We start from the raw sequence: 18,348 nt of genomic DNA, 5'->3' as shown, positions 1-18,348 counted from the left end.
CGGCTTCGGGCAACGCCGGGCGAAGTCCCCGGCCGGGGACGCACGAGGGGCCCACATCCCGTGTCCGGGATGTGGGCCCCTCGTGCGTGTGCGGTCCTGAGACCTGTTGCGTCTGTGGTCGATCGCGCCGGGTCAGCCGAGTGCGAGCTTGACCATGTCCGCCTGAGGACCCTTCTGGCCCTGCGAGATCTCGAACTCGACCCGCTGACCCTCTTCAAGGGTGCGGTACCCGTCCATCTGGATGGCGCTGTAGTGGACGAACACATCCGCACCACCGTCGACCGCGATGAAGCCGTAGCCCTTCTCCGCGTTGAACCACTTGACGGTGCCCTGAGCCATGCCTAACTCCCCTATTACTGGCCCTTGCGCAGGACCGCACTTCGCGGACCCGGGTCAGAACTTGCGCCGGAACGCCTCGACCGCGGCTGAATGTATCCGCACCGGTGCTGTGTGCAACAGGTCATTCCGACGAGAATTCTGGACAAGAAGGAATGGGGAAATCAAGCGAAATTTAGGCATGTTCCCGGGCAACTCGGGCCCGACATCCGGCACCAAAGGCCCATACCAGGCTCGCATGTTGACTCAATGTCAACCATCCGGTGGCCCGCTCATATGCGGCGGGCAAGAACAGCGGAGGGGACTTCCCCAACCCTACCGCGCCCAATCAACCAGAATTGCCCCCTCCGCTTTTAGCGGAGGGGGCAATTCTGGGACGTCCGGTGTCGCTGATCCGGTTGTCAGCAGCCGCCCGCCACGGCGGGGATGATCGAGACTCCCGCGCCGTCCGGCGTCACCGTCTGCAGGCCGCCCTCGAAGCGCACGTCGTCGTCGTTGACGTAGACGTTCACGAAGCGGCGCAGCTTGCCCTGGTCGTCCAGGACGCGGGCAGCGATGCCCGGGTGGTTCTTCTCCAGGGACTCGATGACCTCGGAGAGGGTCGTGCCCTCGGCGGGGACCTCGGCCTGGCCGCCGGTGTAGGTGCGCAGGATGGTGGGGATGCGGACGTTGACGCTCATGGCGCTACTGCCTTTCCGGGAACAGGGGGTGGGTCGGGCCTCAGGCCAGGCCGGCGGCGCGGAACGCGTCCAGGCTGGGGCGGATGGTGGCGGTCTGGCCGCTGTCCGAGGCCACCGCCTCCAGGGTCTTGAGGCCGTCACCGGTGTTGAGGACGACCGTGGTCAGCGAGGGGTCGAGCTGCCCGTTCTCGATGAGCTTCTTCGTCACGCCGACGGTCACACCGCCCGCGGTCTCGGCGAAGATGCCCTCGGCCCGCGCGAGGATCTTGATGGCCTCGACGACCTGCTCGTCGTTGACGTCCTCGACGTAACCGCCGGTGCGACGCGCGATGTCCAGGACGTACGGGCCGTCCGCCGGGTTGCCGATCGCCAGCGACTTGGCGATGGTGTTCGGCTTCTGCGGGCGCACCACGTCGTGACCGGCCTTGAAGGCGGTCGACACGGGCGAGCAGCCCTCGGCCTGCGCGCCGAAGATCTTGTACGGCTTGTCCTCGACCAGGCCGAGCTTGATCAGCTCCTGCAGACCCTTGTCGATCTTCGTCAGCTGCGAGCCGGACGCGATGGGGATCACGATCTGGTCCGGCAACCGCCAGCCGAGCTGCTCGCAGATCTCGTAGGCCAGTGTCTTGGAACCCTCGCCGTAGTACGGACGCAGGTTGACGTTGACGAAGCCCCAGCCCTCGCCCAGCGGGTCGCCGATGAGCTCGGAGCAGAAGCGGTTGACGTCGTCGTAGTTGCCCTCGATGCCGACGAGGTCGCCACCGTAGACAGCGGCCATCACGACCTTGCCCTGCTCCAGGTCGTGCGGGATGAACACGCAGGACCGGAAACCGGCGCGGGCGGCCGCGGCGCCGACGGCGCCGGCCAGGTTGCCCGTCGAGGAGCAGGAGAGGGTGGTGTAACCGAAGGCGCGGGCGGCCTCGACGGCGATGGCCACGACACGGTCCTTGAAGGAGTGCGTCGGGTTGCCGGAGTCGTCCTTGACGTAGAGCTTGCCGGTGATGCCGAGCTCCTTGGCCAGGTTGGCCGCGTCCACGAGCTTGGTGAAGCCCGGGTTCAGGTTCGGCTTGGAGGCCACGTCCGCGGGGACGGGCAGCAGCGGGGCGTACCGCCAGATGTTGTCGGGACCGGCCTCGATCGCGGCGCGCAGGGCCTCGGGGTCACCGGTGGGCAGGTCGTAGGCGACTTCCAGCGGTCCGAAACACTCGACGCAGGCGAAGATCGGGCCGAGCTCGAAGCGGGTACCGCACTCACGACACGAAAGGCCGGTGGCAGGTCCGAGATCGACAGAGGTGCCGGTGGATTCGGCAGAGGTGGCGACAGTCTGTGCAGCCATGATGGCGAGGCCCTTTCTCCTCATCTTCCCCATGGCGCACTTCGCCATGAGACGGAATTGGCACCTTCCCTAGCCGGGGACCTCGCTGACGTCGCCGTGGTGGGCGATCGCGAGAACCGACTGGAGGGTTGCCGGGGCTTCAACGGGCCGTGTCCCTCTGCCCCTCTGGATGAGCGGTATGGCACCGGGCCGCGCGCTCTATGGCGCGTCCGGGCGTTTGTGCACGAGGACCCCGGCATGCCGTGGTCCTTCGCGTTGTTCAAGACTGTAACCGAAGGCCCGGGTGGTTGAGACAGCTGTCCGAACGGCGAGATGGATCACATTTCGCCCGAAAACCGCCTGCCGCTCCACCCGCCCGATCACCGTCCCGTCACCGATCCCCTGGAGTCCCCAAGTGCTGGAAGAGGTGGAGCGCTGGCTGGCCGACCGCTCCTGGTCCGCCGCCGACCGACCGCTCGACCAGCTGCTCGACCGCAAGCGCGCGTCGGGAGCGACGGTCAGCGTGGTGCTGCCCGCACTCGACGAGGAGGCCACGGTCGGCGCGATCGTCGAGGTGATCCGCCGCGATCTGATCGAGGGGCTGCCGGCCCCCTTGGTGGACGAGCTGGTCGTGGTCGATTCAGGGTCGGGCGACCGTACGGCCGAGGTCGCCGCGAAGGCCGGCGCGCGGGTGGTGCACCGCGACGAGATCCTGCCGCGGCTCCCGGCGGTGCCCGGCAAGGGTGAGGTGCTGTGGCGCTCGCTGCTCGCGACCACCGGCGACATCGTCTGCTTCGTGGACGCCGACCTGCGGGACTTCTCCTCCGCCTTCGTCTCCGGCATCCTCGGGCCGCTGCTGACCGAGCCGGACGTGCACTTCGTCAAGGCGATGTACGACCGGCCGCTCGGCGACGCCCCCGGACAGGGCGGCCGCGTCACCGAGCTGGTGGCCCGGCCCCTGCTGAACCTGCACTGGCCGCAGTTGGCCGGCTTCGTCCAGCCGCTGGGCGGCGAGTACGCCGTACGGCGCTCCCTGCTGGAACGTCTCCCCTTCCCCGTCGGCTACGGCGTGGAGCTGGGGCTGCTGGTCGACGCGCTGCACACGGTCGGACTGGACGCGCTGGCGCAGGTCGACGTCGGCGTACGGCTGCACCGCCACCAGGACGGGCAGGCGCTCGGCCGGATGGCCGCGGCGATCTACCGCACGGCGCAGTCGCGGCTCGCGCGCGGGCACTCCCCCGGGTACCGCTGGGGGTACCCGCACGTACGCCCCGCGCTGACCCAGTTCGAGCGGGGCCCGGAGGGCTTCGTGCCGCGCACGCACGCCGTGGACACCGAGGAACGACCGCCGATGCTGGAGGTCGAGGAGTACGCGGTCCGCCGCGTGGCCTGACGCGGCCTGGAGTGACGCGGCGTCGCGTGATGTGACGTGACGCGGCGCCGTTCGGCGTGTGACGCGGAGTGGCGTGGCGGTGGGTTTGAGGCGCCTGCGGCGGGGTTAGGTTCGCGGCATGGCTTCCCAGGTACTCGTCGCCGCGAACCGCGGTCCCCTCTCGTACGCCCACGCCCCCGACGGCACCCTCGGCGCCCGGCGCGGCGGGGGCGGTCTGGTCTCCGGGCTCTCCGCGGCACTCGCGGAGCAGCCGGACGCGGTGTGGATCTGCGCGGCGCTGTCGGAGGGGGACCGGGAAGCGGTGCGGCGCGGGGTCTCCGAACCCGGCGTCCGGATGTTGGACATCGATCCCGCGGTGTACGACGCCGCGTACAACGGCATCGCCAACTCGGTGCTCTGGTTCACACACCACCACCTGTACGACATCCCGCGCGAGCCGGTCTTCGACGCGGAGTTCCGGCGGCGCTGGGACTCGTACGTCCTCTACAACCGGGCCTTCGCGGACGCGCTGGCGGCGGAGGCCGACGAGGGCGCGGCAGTGCTGGTGCAGGACTACCAGTTGGCGCTGGTGCCGGGCATGCTGCGCGTGCTGCGGCCCGACCTGAGGATCGCGCACTTCACGCACACCCCGTGGGCCTCGCCCGACGTGCTGCGGATGCTGCCGCGGTACGTGGTGGAGGAGCTGACCTGGGGGATGCTCGGGGCGGACCTGCTGGGCTTCCACACCGGGGAATGGGCGCGGGCGTTCCTGTCGGCGATGCCGTTCGACGGGGCGCAGGGCAGCGCGGAGGAGGTCCGGGAGGGGACCGTGGAGCACCGGCGGGAGTCGGTGTGGGCACGGCGCACGACCGAGGTACGCGCGTTCCCGCTGGGCGTGGACGGCGACGATCTGCGGGCGCTGGCGCACCGGCCGGAGGTCGACGACAAGCTGGCGGGGCTGCGGGCGGAGGTCGGCGACCTCAAGACGATCGTCCGGGTGGACCGGACGGAGCTGTCCAAGAACATCCTGCGCGGCCTGCTGGCGTACCGGGAGCTGCTGACGACGCACCCGGAGTGGCGCGAGCGGGTGGTGCACATGGCCTCGGCGTACCCCTCGCGGCAGGACCTGGCGGTGTACCGGGAGTACACGGCGGCGGTGCGGGACCTGGCGGCGGAGATCAACGCGGAACTGGGGACGGCGGACTGGCAGCCGGTGTTGGTGTCGGTGGAGGACGACTTCGCGCGCTCGCTGGCGGCGTACCGGATGGCGGACGTGGCGCTGGTGAACCCGGTGCGGGACGGGATGAACCTGGTGGCGAAGGAGATCCCGGTGGTGTCGGAGGCGGGGTGCGCGCTGGTGCTGTCGACGGGGGCGGGGGCGTACGAGGAGCTCCGCTCGGACGCGCTGACGGTGAACCCGTACGACGTTTCGGAGACGGCGGCGGCGTTGCACGCGGCGCTGTCGATGCCGGAGGCGGAGCGGGCGGAACGCACGAAGCGCCTCGCCGCGGCGGCCACGTCCCTTCCCCCGACGGCCTGGTTCACGGCCCAACTCTCGGCCCTCCGCGAGCCGTGACGCCGCCCTTGCCGGGGTGCCCGGACGCTGCCCCGGCCTGAGCCTGCCCTTGTGGGCCGGAGCGCCGGCCATGGCCGCGGCCGGAACCCTGGACCGTGCCCTTCCCTGGACCGTGCCCTTCCCTGGGCCGGGGCCGGGGTGCCCGTGCCGTGCGCGAGGCCTGACGGCGCTGGGCGGGGTGCCCTGCCCTTGCCGCACCCGGGCGGACGGGCGGCCCGTATCCGGGCCCTGATCGGCTGCGGCGCCGCCGCGCAAGCGCCCCCGGGCTCCGCCCGGGCCTCGCGGGGCTCCGCCCCGCACCCCGCGCCTCAAACGCCGGCGAGGCTGAATATGCCACCCCCTGGCGCTTGCTTCCCAGGCGGAGCCCGGCCTCTCAGCCCCGTCCGGGCTGCTTTCAGCCCCGCCGGCGTTTGAGGCGCGGGTCCGGGCGGAGCCCGGGCCTCTCAGCCCCGCCGGCGCTTGAGGCGCCGGTCCGGGCGGAGCCCGGGGAACCGTGGAAGGGCGGGTGGGGGACCGGCTCCGCGCCGCGGCACCCCGGTACCCCGCCCAGCGGGACGGTACTCCGCTCGGGCAACCCCGCAGGCCCCGCTCAGCCCCGCAGGGCCCCCGCCAGGGTCGCGAGGAACGCCGCGACCTCCGCCGGCCCCGGCAGGACCAGGTCCGCCCGGGAGGCCAGCTCCGGGACCTCCGAGGAGCTGCACACCAGCAGCCCCGGCACCCCCTCCGCCCGCCGCTTCTCGACGGCGGCGTACGCCGCGAGGTCCCCCAGGTCGTCCCCCGCGTAGAGCACCGCCTCCGCGCCGACCTCATCCAGGTACTCCGTCAGGGCGACGCCCTTGTCCATCCCCGGCGGCCGCAGCTCCAGCACCGCCCGCCCCGGCTCCACCATCAGCCCGTGCCGCGCCGCCAGCTCCGCCAGCGGCTCCCGCAGCGCTTCGAACGCCGCCTCCGGGTCCTCGGCGCGCCGGGTGTGGACGGCCAGCGCCCGGCCCTTCTCCTCGATCCAGGTCCCGCGCCAGGCCCCGATCGACTCCAGGAACCCCGGCAGCTCGGCCCGTACGGCCGCCACCCCCGGGTGCTCGGCGGGCGCGTGGACGAGCCCGCTGACGGCGTCCCACCGCTCGGCCCCGTAGTGCCCGAGGACGACGAGGTGTTCCAGGCCGGGGACCTCCGCGAAGCCCCCCTTCCGGACGGCGACCCCGGCCGGCCGGCCGGTGACGACGGCCACGGCCAGCACCTCGGGCGCGAGCGCGGCCAGCGCCGGTACGGCGTCCGGGTGGGCGCGCGCCTGGTCGGGGTCGGGAACGATGTCGGCGAGGGTGCCGTCGAAGTCGAGGGCTACGACGGATCGGCGCGGCGCGCGGAGGAGGGCTTCGAGTCCCTCGCGTCCGGCGGCGGTGGCGGGCACGGGCATCGGCGTTTCGTGCGCATGGCTCCCCATGGGGAAGACCCTAACGGTCCAGTCGTACGACTGCTATCGCCGGGCGCGCTGTGCCGCGCGGATCCGCCGGAGCCGGTTGACCGTGCCCGGCGCGTGCTCCAGTGCCCGCGGGTCGTCCATCAGGGCGTTGAGCAGCTGGTAATACCGGACCGGGGTCATCCCCAGCCCTTCCCGGATGGCCCGTTCCTTGGCTCCGGGCCCCGACCAGGTGCGTCCCTCGTACGCGAGCACGGCGGCCTCGATGGCCGTCAAGCGCCCGTCGTCCGTCATACCGCCAGATTAACGCCGCCCACCGACACGCCCACGTGCACACCCCCGGCACACCCCGGTACACCCCGGCCGGAGCCGGCGATGGCCTCAGTGGTTGCCGTCCGCCTTGCGTGCCGCGTCGGCCATGTCCCCGAGCACCTTCTCCGGCTGACCGCCCGGTTGGACCACCTTGCCGATGTTCTGCTTGACGTCCTCGCTCACCCCGGCCCACGACTTCTTGCCGACGGGGTACAGCCGCGCGGTCGGCAGCGCCGTCAGGAAGGTCTTGAGCTGCGGCGCGGGGCCCCCGCCGCCGACCGCCGCCGCCTCCATGGCCCGGTAGCCGCTGGTGGTCACGGGCAGCAGGTCGTACTTGTTGGTGAAGGCCGTCACGTTCTTCGCCTCGTAGAGGTAGTCGAGGAACTTGCCCGTCTGCGACTTGTGGCCGTTCTTGAACGCCATGACCCAGTCGGCGACCCCCATCGTGGGGTGGTCGGTGCCGTCGGCCGTCGGCATGGGCACCATGCCGAACTTGATCCCCTTGTCGCCGGCCTGCTTGAGCAGCGTCGGGTGGCCGTTGAGCATGCCGACCTCGCCCCGCGCGAAGGCGTCGAAGGCGGCCTGGCGGTCGAGCCTGCCCGGCTCGACGGGGCCGGTGAGGCCCTGGCCGACCATCCTGTCGCGCAGGAACTCGAAGGTCTTGACGTTCTCGGGGGAGTCGATCTCGTAGCTGTCCTCGTTGTCGGTGTAGCCGCCACCGCCCGACAGCATCCACATCATCGACTCGGCCTGTGCCTCTTCGCGGCCGAGCGGCAGCGCGAAGGGGGTCGGGACTCCGGCGGCCTTGAGCTTCTTGGCGGCCGCCTCCAGGTCCGCCCAGCTCTTGGGCTGCCAGCCGGCCCTGCTGTCCTTGGGTATGACGCCGGCGTCGGTGAGCAGCTTCTCGTTGTAGAAGAGCAACCGGGTGCTGGCCACGAAGGGCATGCCGTACTGGGTGTGCTTGACCTTGCCGGCGTCGGCGAGCGGTCCGAGGAAGTCGGCCTCGGTCTGCACGGAGAGCAGTTCCTCGGCGGAGTAGAGCTTCCCGGCTTCCGCGTAGTCGGCGTAGGCGCCGATCTGCGCGATGTCGGGGGCCTTGTGTGCCTTGACCATCTCGGCGACCTTGGCGTCGACCTCGGTCCAGGAGTAGACGCTGACCTCGACGTTGATCCCGGGGTGGGTCTTCTCGAAGGAGTCCCCGAGCTGCTTCCAGTAGGCGGCGGAGGAGTTCTGCGGATTGTCGCCGTAGTCGGCCGCCACGACCCGGAGGGTCACCTCGTTGTTCCCGGTGAGGCCGAGGGCTCCGCAACCCGTCAGCGTCACGGCGGTCAGGCAGAGCGCGACCCCGGTCGCGGCCACGCTCAGGTAACGGCCCTTCACAGTTCTGATCCACCCCTTGTCGTACCTACTATTCGTCGTAAGGTCTACACCACTTTCCGGCTGCTTCACATTCGGAACGCGCCGCTCGCCCGGACCGTGTCCGGACCGTTGCCGGAGCGGGCCCCGGATTTGTATGGCGACTCAACATTCCCCCCAATGGACTAGACCTTTGCCTCCCGAGCACGCGAGACTGTCCTCTGTGAAACCCGTGAAACACGTCATCGCCCTCGATGTGGGCGGCACCGGGATGAAGGCCGCCCTCATCGCCGAGGACGGCACCCTGCTGCACGAGGCGCGCCGCGCCACCGGCCGCGAGCGGGGCCCCGGGGCCGTCGTCGAGACGATCCTCGACTTCGCCGCCGCCCTCCTCGCCCACGGCCGTGAACACCTCGGCCGGGCCGCCTCGGCCGCCGGCGTCGCGGTTCCGGGCATCGTCGACGCCGAACGCGGGACCGCCGTCTACGCGGCGAACCTGGGCTGGCGCGACGTACCGATGCGGGACCTGCTCGCCGCCCGCCTCGGCGGCATCCCGGTGGCCCTCGGGCACGACGTGCGCACGGGCGGCCTCGCCGAAGGCCGCATCGGCGCGGGCCGCGGCGCCGACCGGTTCCTGTTCGTCCCGCTCGGCACCGGCATCGCCGGCGCCATCGGCCTGGCCGGCCGGATCGAGGCCGGCGCCCACGGCTACGCGGGCGAGATCGGCCACATCGTGGTCCGCCCCGGCGGACCGGCCTGCGGCTGCGGCCAACACGGCTGCCTGGAGACCCTCGCCTCCGCCTCCGCCGTCAGCCGCGCCTGGGCCGCCGCCTCCGGCGACCCCGACGCGGACGCCGCGCACTGCGCCAAGGCCGTCGAGTCCGGCGACACCCGCGCCCGGGAGGTGTGGCTCACCGCCATCGGCGCCCTCGCCGACGGGCTGGTCACCGCGATCACCCTGCTGGACCCGCGCACGGTGATCATCGGTGGCGGCCTCGCGGAGGCGGGGGAAACCTTGTTCACACCACTTCGGACGGCCGTGGAGGAACGCGTGACGTTCCAGCGACTGCCCGAGATCGTTCCGGCCGCCCTCGGGGACACCGCCGGATGCCTGGGCGCAGGGCTGCTCGCCTGGGACCTACTCGCCACGGAGGTACCTGCCTGATGGCCGCAAGCACACAGAGCACTGTTCTGTCCGGTGCCAAGGTGGTGCTGCCCACCGGGACCGTGGCGGGCGGCCGCGTCATCGTCGACGGCGAGCGGATCGCCGGCAGCGCCTCCCCCGACGCCCCCGTCACCGACCTCGCCGGGCACTGGATCGTCCCCGGCTTCGTGGACATGCACAACCACGGCGGCGGCGGCGCCTCGTTCACCTCCGGCACCGCCGAGGAGGTCCTCAAGGGCGTACGCACCCACCGCGAGCACGGCACCACCACCCTCGTCGCCTCCACCGTCACCGGCGAACTCGACGAACTCGCCCGCCGCGCCGGACTGCTGGCCGAACTGACCCAACAGGGCGAGATCGCGGGCATCCACTTCGAGGGTCCCTTCATCAACGCCTGCCGCAAGGGCGCCCACAAGGCGGAACTTCTGCGCGACCCCGACCCGGCCGAGGTCCGCAAACTGGTCGACGCCGCGCACGGCGCCGCCCGGATGGTCACCCTCGCCACCGAACTCCCCGGCGGCCTGGACTCCGTACGCCTGCTGGCCGAGCACGGCGTCATCGCCGCGATCGGCCACACCGACGCCACCTACGACCAGACCCGCCGCGCCATCGACGCGGGCGCCACCGTCGCCACCCACCTCTACAACGCGATGCCCGGCCTCGAACACCGTGCCCCCGGCCCGATCGCCGCGCTCCTGGAGGACGAACGGGTCACCGTCGAGCTGATCAACGACGGCACGCACCTGCACCCGGCCATGCTGGAACTGGCCTTCCACCACGCGGGCGCCCACCGCGTCGCGCTGATCACCGACGCGATGGACGCGGCCGGCTTCGGCGACGGCACCTACCACCTCGGGCCGCTGGAGGTCGAGGTCAAGGACGGCGTCGCCCGCCTCGTGGAAGGCGGCTCCATCGCCGGCTCCACGCTGACCCTGGACACCGCCTTCAAGCGAGCGGTGACCGTCGACAAGCTGCCCGTCGAGTCGGTGGTCCAGGCGATCTCCGCCAATCCGGCCAAACTGATCGGCCTGTACGACCAGGTCGGCTCGCTGGAGCCCGGCAAGTACGCCGACCTCGTGGTCCTGGACGCCGAGTTCGCGCTGCGGGGCGTCATGCGGCGGGGCGAATGGATCGTCAACCCCGGTCTGGTCCCAGGGCGCTGAGCGGCCGATCGGCTGGACGGCAACGGGCCGTCGCCCGCCGGACTGGGCGGACGGCCCGCGGTTTGGCATGATCCCGGCACACACCAAGACCGGGGCTGACCATGATCCTCACCGTGACCCTCAACACCGCGCTCGATGTCACCTACCGGGTGCCGCGACTGCTCCCGCACACCTCGCACCGCGTCACCGGCGCGACCGAACGCCCCGGCGGCAAGGGCATCAACGTCGCCCGCGTACTCGCCGCCCTCGGCCACAAGGTCACGGCGACCGGCTTCGCGGGCGGCGCGGTGGGCGCGGTCCTACGGGAACTGCTGGCCGCCGACCCCGGCGTGACGGACGCCCTGCTGCCCTGCGCCGGCGCCACCCGGCGCACGCTCGCGGTGGTCGACGAAGCCTCCGGCGACACCACGCAGTTCAACGAACCGGGCCCGCAGATCACTTCCGCGGAATGGGCGCGCTTCCAGTCCCGCTACGAGGAACTCCTGGACGGGGCCCGCGCGGTCGCCCTCTGCGGAAGCCTGCCGCCGGGCGTACCGGTGGGCGCGTACGCCGTGCTTGTCCGCACCGCCCGCGCGGCCGGGGTCCCCGTACTGCTCGACACCAGCGGTGAGGCGCTGCGCCGCGGTGTCGCCGCCCGCCCCGAGATGATCAAACCGAACGCAGCCGAACTGGCCGAACTGACCGGCTCCCGCGACCCGCTGCCCGCCACCCGCGACGCCCGCCGGCGCGGCGCCCACGCGGTGGTCACCTCCCTCGGCCCGGCGGGGCTGCTCGCCGCCACCGCCGACGGCACCTGGCAGGCCTCGCCGCCCCGCCCGCTGGCCGGCAACCCCACCGGGGCCGGCGACTCCGCCGTCGCGGGCCTGCTCTCGGCCCTCACCGAGGGCCTGGACTGGCCCGCCCGTCTGACCCGCGCCGTCGCCCTCTCGGCGGCCACCGTCCACGCCCCGGCGGCGGGAGAGTTCGACCCCCGCACCTACGAACAGGTACGGGGGTCGGTGAAGGTGACGAACGCTCAGGCGTGACGACCCGCTACGGCTTCTGAAGCCAGAGCTGGTCGATGATGATCTCGCACTGGTTGCCCGTCTCGCACGACATCCTGATGGTGTTCGGACCCTTCTTCAGGTCCACCAACGAGTACGTGTACGTCCACTTGTCCCACTCGCCCGGCTTGGCCTTGGCGAAGTTCTTCATGTTTATCGGACGGCTCTGCTTCTCGCCGTTGACGGTGAGCGTGGTATTGGCGTCATTGCCGGGAACGGAGTAGCTGATGTAGACCGCGTACTGGGCCTCCTTGGCCACGTCCAGGCTCCAGGTCAGCGCAGCACCGGGCTGGTTGAAGTTGCCGACGTACTGGCCGCCCGTGCTCTTCGCACCGGGCACCGTGCTCGTCAGCGCCGCGCCGCCCGTCAGCGTCATGCCCGCACCCGAGGCGTCCGCCTTGGGCAGCGGGCCCTCCGACGGCTGCGGGGAACCGCTCGCCTTCGGACTCCCGGAGTTCTGCGGGGCGGCCGACTGCTGGTTCTGGCCGTTCGCCTGATTCTTGTCCTTGTCCTTGCCCTTGTCACCGAAGGCCAGGGCCGCGCCGATGCCGATCGCCACGGCGGCGACCACCGCGACCGCCGCGATGAGCAACCCACGCCGACTCGACCCGCCGCCACCGCCGCGCCCCCCGTGACCACCGTGGCCGTCGCTGCCGGGGAGCGGCTGGGACTGCGTCTGCTGCTGCGGAACGCCGTAGCCACCGGCCTGGAGCGCCTCGGGAGCCTGGTACTGGGCCTGGTAGCCCTGCGGGCCCGGCTGCGCCGGCCCCGGCTGGTACGGGACGGCACCGCGCTGGCCGCGCCGGTCGCCGACCGTGCGCACCTGGTTGTACGAGGTACGGGGGACACCGGGCTGCACTCCGCCCTGCCCCCCTGCCGCGGGGCCGGGGTATCCGTATCCGCCCGGGGAACCGGGCGGGGTGGCACCGGCGGCCTGGCCGTCCGCGTAGAGGTAGCCGAACGGATCTTCGTCCTCGGGCTGGTTCGCCCCGCCGTGCGGACCGCTGTTCGCGGGCGTCGTCATCGCAGGTCACTCCTTTCGACCCACGGGAGCCTACCCCGAACACGTGCGCCCACGGGCGGCCGATCGGCTCAGCCGGCCCGGCGGTGGGCCTTGGAGCGAGACCTCTTCTCGATGTACATCCGCTGGTCGGCGGAGCGCAGCACCTCGTCCGCGGACATGCCGCAGCTGGCCCAGCCGATGCCGAAACTCGCCCCGACGCGGACCGCGCGGCCGTCCACCCGGATCGGCGGGATGATCGCGTTCCGCAGCCGGACGGCCAGGTCGGCGGCGTCGGCCGCGCCCAGCCCGTCGGCGAGGACGACGAACTCGTCACCGCCGAGCCGGGCGACCGTGTCACCGTCGCGCACGCCCGTCGTCAGTCGCCGGGCGACCTCGATCAGCACCGCGTCGCCGGTGTGGTGACCGAACCGGTCGTTGATCGACTTGAAGCCGTCGAGGTCGCAGAAGAGCACCGCGAGCCCCTTCGTCCCGTCGTCGATGTCAGTGGCGGGTGCGACGGTGTGCACGTGGTGGTCGTACGGGCCCACCTCCCCCGGTCCCGTGCCCGGTCCCGCCCCCGCGACCGGCCCCACGCCCTGCCCCACGCCCTGCCCCACGCCCTGCCCCTCGAAAGGGTCGCCGTACCCGTCGGGGCGAAAGCCGTGCTCGACGGCACCACCTCCCGCCTCCGGACGCCCCTCGAAGGCCGCGTCCAGCGCCTCCACGGCCGTCGCCCGCACGGACTGTGGCCGGCGGCACAGCCGCGCCCCGAGCCGCGAGCGCAGTTCGGCGCTGTTGGGCAGGCCGGTCAGCGCGTCGTGGCTGGCCCGGTGCGCGAGCTGGAGCTCGTGCCGCTTGCGCTCCTCGATGTCCTCGACGTGGGTGAGCAGGAACCGCGGCCCGTCGGCGGCGTCCGCGACCACGGAATTGCGCAGCGAGACCCACACGTACGTCCCGTCGCGCCGGCCCAGCCGCAGCTCGGCCCGGCCGCCCTCGGCCGAGGTGCGCAGCAGCGTGCCGATGTCCTCGGGGTGGACCAGGTCGGAGAAGGAGTACCGGCGCAGTACGGAGGCCGGCCGGCCCAGCAGCCGGCACAGCGCGTCGTTGGTCCGCAGCAGCCGGCCGTGCTGGTCACCGCCCATCTCGGCGATGGCCATACCGCTGGGCGCGTACTCGAAAGCCTGACGGAACGACTCCTCACTGGCGCGCAAAGCCTGTTGCTCGCGCTCCAGCCGGACCAGGGCCCGTTGCATGTTCGCGCGCAGCCGCGCGTTACTGATCGCAATCGCCGCCTGGAAGGCGTACATCTGGAGCGCCTCGCGCCCCCACGCGCCCGGCCGGCGGCCGTTGCGCGGTCTGTCCACCGAAATGACACCCAGAAGTTCCCCGCCGGACGCATACATGGGGGCGTAGAGCCGGTCTTCGGGATGCCACTCGTCCACGAAGCGGGGATCGGGACCCTCGGTGTGCCACTGGGGCACGTCGTCCTCCAGCAGGACCCAGCCCTCGGTGTGCGGGATGAAGCGGAGCCCGTCCCAGTTCTCACCCATCGTCAGCCGGCGCTCCCAGGAGAGGCGTGACCCGACGCGACCGGTGATCAGGGCCTCGGCGGCCGGGTCACCTGCGAAGGCGGCCACGACCAGATCCCCGTCAGGGCGTACGAGGTTGACGCAGGCGAGTTCGTAACCGAGGCCCGCGACGATGCCGTCCACGACGGTCTGCAGAGTGTCCGCCAGGCTCCGGGCCGTATTGAGGTCGGCCACCACCCGGTGCAGTTGCCGCAGGGTCGCAAGACGGACGTACGGCTCCGACTCGGTCTCCATTGCTCGCTCTCCCCGAGACCTCGACAGCAACTCCAGGTGTGTCATCGGCGGTTCGTTGCGGTGTCCCGTCCACTGAATCACAGTGAGCTGTGCGGCAGGTACACAGGGTCAACAAATCTTGCCGTCTGTGACTCAAGTCACATGAGATGAAGAACGTGTCCTGAAAAGGCGCGAGAGCCTCCGCCACCACTGGGAGCGCTCCCTCCCCTTTCCGCGGGCAAACGATACGCGCGGTCCTAGGACCGGGGGTCCGTACGCGCTTGGGACCAGGGCCCGATGTGCGCGCGGGAGAGCGAGACTAGCGTTCCAGGCGTGCCGAAGACGACCCTGGAACCCACTGCCGCAGCCGACACCCCGCATCCTGAGGGGGTGACCGAGGAAGAATTCCGGGCCGCCATGTCCCGACTGGCGGCCGGCGTAACGCTGATCACCGCCCACGAGCCCGCCCTGACGTCCGACGGCCCGCGGGGGGAGGACGTGGGCATGACGGCGACCGCCTTCATGTCGGTGTCCCTGGACCCGCCGCTGGTACTGGTGAGCCTGCGCGAGGGCTCGCGGATGGACGACCTGCTGGCGGAGCAACCGATGTGGGCGGTGTCGATCCTCGCGGACAGCCAGCTCCAGGTCGCCGGCCGGTTCGCGATGAAGGGCCGGATCAGCGACCGGCTGCTGTTCGAGGGCGTGCCGTACGAGCGGGGCCCGCTCTCCGGGGCCCCGCTGCTGACGGGGGCGCTGGCCACGCTGGAGTGCCGTACGGAGTCCCGCGTCCCGGCGGGCGACCACACCCTGGTCATCGGCCGCGTCCTGTCGGCCGCCCTCCCCGCCTCGGACGCCCCACCCCTCACCTACTTCCGCGGCCGCTACCGCCACCTGTCCGGGTAGGCCTCCTTCCGGCCCCGCCGGGGCAAACTCAGCCCCGCCGGCGATTGAGGCGCGGGGTCCGGGGCGGAGCCCCGAAAGCCCGGCGCAGCCGGGGCCGCTCGCGCAGCGGCGCCGCACCCCACCACCACCGCCCCGCCGGAGCAACCGGCGGAGCAACCGGCTACCAGTCCCGCCCCGTCCGCCCCCGCTTGGTCTCCGCCCGCACCTTCTTCTCCCGCAGCCGCCGCTCGTTGATCCCGCGCGGGATCTTCGTCGCCCGCCGCTGCTTAGGCGGCGGCGCCGTCGCCTCCGCCAGCAGCGACGCCAACCGCACCAACGCCATCTCCCGGTTACGGAACTGCGAGCGGTGCTCGGACGCCCGGACCGTCAGCACCCCGCCGACCAGCCGGGACGCGAGCCGTTCCAGCGCCCGCTCCTTCCACACCTCCGGCAGCGCCTTCGTCGCCCCGAGGTCGAACAGCAGTTCAACCCGCGAGTCGGAGGTGTTCACGTGCTGGCCCCCCGGCCCGGAGGAACGCGAGAACCGCCAGCCGAGCTCCCCCTCGGGCAGCACGACGGAACCACGGATGACATAGGGACCAGGCATGCCCCTATGATCCGCCCCGCCACCGCACCCCGTCACCCCATTTCCCCGCCCGGGCCGGCCCCGTACGCCCGTCGGACGGGCCTGCGGAACCTACCGCCCCCCTCCCCGCGTTATGGAGGGCAGCGGTACCTTGACCACGTCCGGCGGTCATGTGATTGAGGAAGGGACACCAGTCAAAATGGCAGTAAGCCTGTCCAAGGGCGGCAACGTCTCGCTTAGCAAGGAGGCCCCCGGCCTCAGCGCCGTCACGGTCGGCCTCGGCTGGGACGTCCGCACCACCACCGGTGTCGACTTCGACCTCGACGCCTCCGCCATCGCGGTCAACGCGACGGGCAAGGTCGTCTCCGACGGTCACTTCGTCTTCTTCAACAACAAGTCCACCCCGGACCAGACCATCGTCCACACCGGTGACAACCGCACCGGCGAGGGCTCAGGCGACGACGAGTCCATCAAGGTCAATCTCGCCGGCCTCCCGGCCGATGTCGACAAGATCGTCTTCCCGGTGTCCATCTACGACGCCGAGTCCCGCAGCCAGAACTTCGGCCAGGTCCGCAACGCGTACATCCGCGTCGTGAACCAGGCCGGCGGCGCCGAGATCGCCCGCTACGACCTCTCCGAGGACGCGGCGACCGAGACCGCCATGGTCTTCGGCGAGCTCTACCGCAACGGCGCCGAGTGGAAGTTCCGCGCCGTCGGCCAGGGCTACGCCTCCGGCCTGACCGGCATCGCCCAGGACTTCGGCGTCAACGTCTGACCTTCCGGCACAGCCGCCGACGCGGCCCCCTCCCGCCATCCGGGAGGGGCCCCGTCGCAGCACGTCGGCGCTACGGCTTCGGGCTGTCCCCGCCGTACAGCCATACGTCCCAGACCTTCTTCAAATCGCGGCCCGTCTTCTGCTGCGCGTAGGCGGTGAAGTCCGCCGTACTCGCGTTCCCGTGCCGGTGGTCCGCGGCCCAGCCCCGCAACAGGGCGGAGAACCGCTCGTCGCCGACCTCCTGCCGGATGCGGTGCAGCACCATCGCGCCCCGGTAGTACACCGGCCCGTCCGAGATGTCCGCGGGCCCGGGCGGGGCCGCGGGCGGGAACGCGTCCCAGTCGGAAGCGAGCGTCCCGTCGAGGGACGTATCACCGGCAAGGAGCGCGTCGAACCGTTTCTGCGCGCTCGGCCCGCCGTGGTCCTCCGACCACAGCCACTGCGCGTACGTCGCGAACCCCTCGTTGAGCCACATGTCCTTCCAGGACTTCGGCGACACCGAGTCGCCGAACCACTGGTGCGCGAGCTCGTGCACGACGAGTTCCGCCGAAGGCGCCCCCGAGTAGACGGGTTTGGTCTGCGTCTCCAACGCGTAGGGCAGCGTCCCGTCCGGCATCACGACCGTGCCCACCGTGGCGAAGGGGTAAGGCCCGAACCGTCCCGCACCCCACTCCACCACCTCCGGCAACCGCCGCAGCGCCGCCGCGCTCCCGGCCTCTTCCCCGGGTGCGACCGCGTCGTAGACGCCGATGCCCGAGGCCGTGCGGCCCGTGGCCACCTTGAACTTCCCGATGGCCACCGTGGCCAGGTAGCTCGCCATCGGCTCGGCGCTGTGCCAGGCGAAGGCGGTCCGCCCGTCGCCGGTGTCCCTGCGGGAGCGCAACTCCCCGTTGGAGACCGCCTCGTAGCCCTGCGGGACGGTGAGGGTGATGTCGTAGGACGCCTTGTCGCTCGGATGGTGGTTGCCGGGGAACCAGGTCATCGATCCGACCGGCTCGCCGACCGCGACGGCGCCGTCCGCCGTCGTGATCCAGCCCTCCGGGGAACCGTCCGCGTCGGTGAGGGGCTTGGGCGTGCCGCTGTAGCGGACCTCCGTACGGAAGACCGCGCCCTTGCCGATGTCCTCGCGCGGGCGCACGGTGAGCTCCCGGCCCGTCCGGTTGTACCGGGCCGGCTCGCCCTCGACGGTGACCGCGTCGACGCGCAGCCCGCTGAAGTCGAGGTTGAAGGCGCTCAGCGTCTGTTCCGCGCGGGCGGTGATGACGGCCCGGCCGGTCAGCCGGCCGCCGGGGGGCCGGTAGCCGAGGTCGAGGGCGTAGTGGTCGACCTGGTAACCGCCGTTGCCCGCCTTGGGGAAGTACGGGTCCCGCAGCCCCGACGCGCCCGGCCGCCCCTGCACGGTCGTCCCCGTACAGCCCGCGGTGAGGGCGAGGAGGACGGCGACCGCTGGGGCGGCGAGGCGGGCGAGCGTGCGGTGATCCACGCGTTCGATCCTATGCGGGCGGGCGGAAGGCGGCCCGTTCCGCGGTCAGCCCCGGTCGTCCGGGGCGTCGACCCCTGCGTGT

Annotated in this window: 17 protein-coding genes and 1 riboswitch; of the genes, 7 read left to right on the top strand and 10 right to left on the bottom strand. The window is 71.9% G+C overall.

The genetic code is table 11. The features are described 5' to 3' along the window. Window positions 1–132: 132 nt before the first annotated feature. The 3 genes from ABZ934_RS19655 to thrC all read right to left on the bottom strand — a co-directional run bounded on the left by ABZ934_RS19655 (window position 133) and on the right by thrC (window position 2,352). Complete coding sequence (locus ABZ934_RS19655) at window positions 133–339, bottom strand: cold-shock protein (protein WP_030009783.1); 207 nt, start codon at window positions 337–339, stop codon at window positions 133–135. A 398-nt stretch (window positions 340–737) separates the two neighbouring features. Further along, complete coding sequence (locus ABZ934_RS19650; RefSeq protein ID WP_361314640.1) at window positions 738–1,016, bottom strand: MoaD/ThiS family protein; 279 nt, start codon at window positions 1,014–1,016, stop codon at window positions 738–740. 40 nt (window positions 1,017–1,056) lie between these two features. Then, window positions 1,057–2,352 (bottom strand): threonine synthase, encoded by a 1,296-nt coding sequence (gene thrC, locus ABZ934_RS19645; protein WP_361314638.1) that lies wholly within the window; start codon window positions 2,350–2,352, stop codon window positions 1,057–1,059. A gap of 17 nt (window positions 2,353–2,369) precedes the next feature. After that, window positions 2,370–2,528: riboswitch (SAM riboswitch) on the bottom strand. Window positions 2,529–2,746: 218 nt separating this feature from the next. Here thrC and ABZ934_RS19640 point away from each other — a divergent pair. After that, the gene (locus ABZ934_RS19640; protein WP_361314636.1) at window positions 2,747–3,724 is read left to right on the top strand and encodes a glucosyl-3-phosphoglycerate synthase; all 978 of its coding nucleotides are present in this window, start codon (window positions 2,747–2,749) and stop codon (window positions 3,722–3,724) included. 118 nt (window positions 3,725–3,842) lie between these two features. Beyond that, on the top strand, window positions 3,843–5,279 hold the full coding sequence (locus ABZ934_RS19635; RefSeq protein ID WP_361314633.1) for a trehalose-6-phosphate synthase: 1,437 nt from the start codon (window positions 3,843–3,845) through the stop codon (window positions 5,277–5,279). Window positions 5,280–5,868: 589 nt separating this feature from the next. Here ABZ934_RS19635 and otsB read toward each other — a convergent pair. The 3 genes from otsB to ABZ934_RS19620 form a co-directional block, all read right to left on the bottom strand. After that, window positions 5,869–6,720 (bottom strand): trehalose-phosphatase, encoded by an 852-nt coding sequence (otsB, locus tag ABZ934_RS19630; protein ID WP_361314630.1) that lies wholly within the window; start codon window positions 6,718–6,720, stop codon window positions 5,869–5,871. Window positions 6,721–6,753: 33 nt separating this feature from the next. Next, the gene (locus ABZ934_RS19625) at window positions 6,754–6,990 is read right to left on the bottom strand and encodes a DUF3263 domain-containing protein (protein WP_361314627.1); all 237 of its coding nucleotides are present in this window, start codon (window positions 6,988–6,990) and stop codon (window positions 6,754–6,756) included. An 87-nt stretch (window positions 6,991–7,077) separates the two neighbouring features. Continuing rightward, window positions 7,078–8,388, bottom strand: coding sequence for an extracellular solute-binding protein (locus tag ABZ934_RS19620; RefSeq protein ID WP_361314625.1), 1,311 nt, complete (start codon window positions 8,386–8,388; stop codon window positions 7,078–7,080). 208 nt (window positions 8,389–8,596) lie between these two features. Here ABZ934_RS19620 and ABZ934_RS19615 point away from each other — a divergent pair, with 208 nt between their 5' ends. From ABZ934_RS19615 to ABZ934_RS19605, 3 genes are all read left to right on the top strand, one after another. Next, entirely contained in the window at window positions 8,597–9,529 is a 933-nt protein-coding gene (locus ABZ934_RS19615) for an ROK family protein (RefSeq protein ID WP_361314848.1), read from the top strand. Then, complete coding sequence (gene nagA / locus ABZ934_RS19610) at window positions 9,529–10,692, top strand: N-acetylglucosamine-6-phosphate deacetylase (protein ID WP_361314623.1); 1,164 nt, start codon at window positions 9,529–9,531, stop codon at window positions 10,690–10,692. Before ABZ934_RS19615 ends, nagA begins: the two co-directional genes overlap by 1 nt. Before the next feature lie 101 nt (window positions 10,693–10,793). Beyond that, a complete protein-coding gene (locus tag ABZ934_RS19605) occupies window positions 10,794–11,717 on the top strand; it encodes a 1-phosphofructokinase family hexose kinase (protein WP_361314621.1) in 924 nt (307 codons plus the stop codon). 7 nt (window positions 11,718–11,724) lie between these two features. Here ABZ934_RS19605 and ABZ934_RS19600 read toward each other — a convergent pair whose 3' ends face one another. Both ABZ934_RS19600 and cdgB read right to left on the bottom strand, forming a co-directional pair. Continuing rightward, window positions 11,725–12,759, bottom strand: coding sequence for a carbohydrate-binding protein (locus ABZ934_RS19600; protein WP_361314618.1), 1,035 nt, complete (start codon window positions 12,757–12,759; stop codon window positions 11,725–11,727). A gap of 68 nt (window positions 12,760–12,827) precedes the next feature. After that, window positions 12,828–14,561 (bottom strand): diguanylate cyclase CdgB, encoded by a 1,734-nt coding sequence (cdgB, locus tag ABZ934_RS19595; protein ID WP_361314615.1) that lies wholly within the window; start codon window positions 14,559–14,561, stop codon window positions 12,828–12,830. Window positions 14,562–14,873: 312 nt separating this feature from the next. Between cdgB and ABZ934_RS19590 the strand changes: the two genes are divergently transcribed. Further along, on the top strand, window positions 14,874–15,443 hold the full coding sequence (locus ABZ934_RS19590) for a flavin reductase family protein (protein ID WP_361314612.1): 570 nt from the start codon (window positions 14,874–14,876) through the stop codon (window positions 15,441–15,443). Window positions 15,444–15,603: 160 nt separating this feature from the next. On the opposite strand, the gene arfB is transcribed toward ABZ934_RS19590, so the two are convergent. Continuing rightward, window positions 15,604–16,029 carry an alternative ribosome rescue aminoacyl-tRNA hydrolase ArfB gene (arfB, locus tag ABZ934_RS19585; RefSeq protein ID WP_361314609.1) on the bottom strand — a complete coding sequence of 142 codons (426 nt, stop codon included), beginning with the start codon at window positions 16,027–16,029 and terminating at the stop codon, window positions 15,604–15,606. Window positions 16,030–16,207: 178 nt separating this feature from the next. Here arfB and ABZ934_RS19580 point away from each other — a divergent pair, with 178 nt between their 5' ends. After that, window positions 16,208–16,783 carry a TerD family protein gene (locus ABZ934_RS19580; RefSeq protein WP_136213763.1) on the top strand — a complete coding sequence of 192 codons (576 nt, stop codon included), beginning with the start codon at window positions 16,208–16,210 and terminating at the stop codon, window positions 16,781–16,783. 70 nt (window positions 16,784–16,853) lie between these two features. On the opposite strand, the gene ABZ934_RS19575 is transcribed toward ABZ934_RS19580, so the two are convergent. Beyond that, window positions 16,854–18,266 (bottom strand): M1 family metallopeptidase, encoded by a 1,413-nt coding sequence (locus ABZ934_RS19575; RefSeq protein WP_361314606.1) that lies wholly within the window; start codon window positions 18,264–18,266, stop codon window positions 16,854–16,856. Window positions 18,267–18,348: the final 82 nt, after the last annotated feature.

The organism is Streptomyces sp. NPDC046557 (assembly GCF_040645975.1).
Taxonomy (GTDB): Bacteria; Actinomycetota; Actinomycetes; order Streptomycetales; family Streptomycetaceae; genus Streptomyces.
This window is presented reverse-complemented; position numbering and strand designations above follow the sequence as displayed.

Bases quoted from the DNA above. Each gene is read 5' to 3' on its own strand.
- ABZ934_RS19655 (WP_030009783.1), bottom strand. From the start codon at position 339: ATGGCTCAGGGCACCGTCAAGTGGTTCAACGCGGAGAAGGGCTACGGC.
- ABZ934_RS19650 (WP_361314640.1), bottom strand. From the start codon at position 1,016: ATGAGCGTCAACGTCCGCATCCCCACCATCCTGCGCACCTACACCGGC.
- thrC (WP_361314638.1), bottom strand. From the start codon at position 2,352: ATGGCTGCACAGACTGTCGCCACCTCTGCCGAATCCACCGGCACCTCT.
- ABZ934_RS19635 (WP_361314633.1), top strand. From the start codon at position 3,843: ATGGCTTCCCAGGTACTCGTCGCCGCGAACCGCGGTCCCCTCTCGTAC.
- otsB (WP_361314630.1), bottom strand. From the start codon at position 6,720: ATGGGGAGCCATGCGCACGAAACGCCGATGCCCGTGCCCGCCACCGCC.
- ABZ934_RS19625 (WP_361314627.1), bottom strand. From the start codon at position 6,990: ATGACGGACGACGGGCGCTTGACGGCCATCGAGGCCGCCGTGCTCGCG.
- nagA (WP_361314623.1), top strand. From the start codon at position 9,529: ATGGCCGCAAGCACACAGAGCACTGTTCTGTCCGGTGCCAAGGTGGTG.
- ABZ934_RS19605 (WP_361314621.1), top strand. From the start codon at position 10,794: ATGATCCTCACCGTGACCCTCAACACCGCGCTCGATGTCACCTACCGG.
- ABZ934_RS19600 (WP_361314618.1), bottom strand. From the start codon at position 12,759: ATGACGACGCCCGCGAACAGCGGTCCGCACGGCGGGGCGAACCAGCCC.
- cdgB (WP_361314615.1), bottom strand. From the start codon at position 14,561: ATGGAGACCGAGTCGGAGCCGTACGTCCGTCTTGCGACCCTGCGGCAA.
- arfB (WP_361314609.1), bottom strand. From the start codon at position 16,029: ATGCCTGGTCCCTATGTCATCCGTGGTTCCGTCGTGCTGCCCGAGGGG.
- ABZ934_RS19580 (WP_136213763.1), top strand. From the start codon at position 16,208: ATGGCAGTAAGCCTGTCCAAGGGCGGCAACGTCTCGCTTAGCAAGGAG.